The following is a 576-nucleotide window of genomic DNA, read 5'->3' as shown; positions in this document are numbered from 1 at the left end:
CCAGGGTGCCACCGGTGGCCACGACGAACTCGGCGCCGAGGATCGGCCCGAGCCCGGGCAGCGATTCGATGATCTCCGCCTGGGGATGGGTCCGGAACCGGCTGGTGATCAGCTTGTCGGTGTCCTTGACCTGCCGGTCGAGGTCCAGGAGGTGGCCGGCCTGCCGGGCGATGAGCGCGGCGGTGGTGGCCTCGCCCGGCAGCCGCACCGTCTGCGCCTCGGCGGCAGCCAGCGCCGAGGTCGCCATGGCGGGGATGCCCTTGGGCCAGGCGCCGTGCTCGCGCAGGAAAGCCGCGACGCCGTCCTCGCCGGCCGCGCGGATCGCCTGCGGGGTCTGGAAACCGGTGAGCAGGACCAGCGCGGACCGGGTCGAGTAGTCGAAGGCGCGTTCCAGCGAGGGAAAGATGCTGGTCAGCAGGTCACGGAGCCGGTTGACGCCGCGCACCCAGTCGGCCATCAGGTCCTCGCGGTGCGCGGTCAGCCGGGTCAGCTCGACGACAAGATCGTCGGTGGCGGTGACGGGCGTCAGATCGTTCCGCATCCGGGCGGTCTCGGCGATCACCCGGGCGTCCTTGG

At 72.2% G+C, this 576-nt stretch carries 1 protein-coding gene; it reads right to left on the bottom strand.

Going from position 1 to position 576, the window contains the following annotated elements:
* Nucleotides 1-576, bottom strand: a 576-nt coding sequence (locus AB1460_RS38515) for an IS110 family transposase (RefSeq protein WP_368967490.1), incomplete at both ends; no start/stop codon positions are given.

Origin of the sequence: Parafrankia sp. FMc2, from assembly GCF_041008525.1 — a bacterium.
Taxonomy (GTDB): Bacteria; Actinomycetota; Actinomycetes; order Frankiales; family Frankiaceae; genus Parafrankia.
The sequence above is the reverse complement of the archived record's forward strand: the minus strand, read 5'-3'. Positions and strand labels throughout refer to the sequence as shown.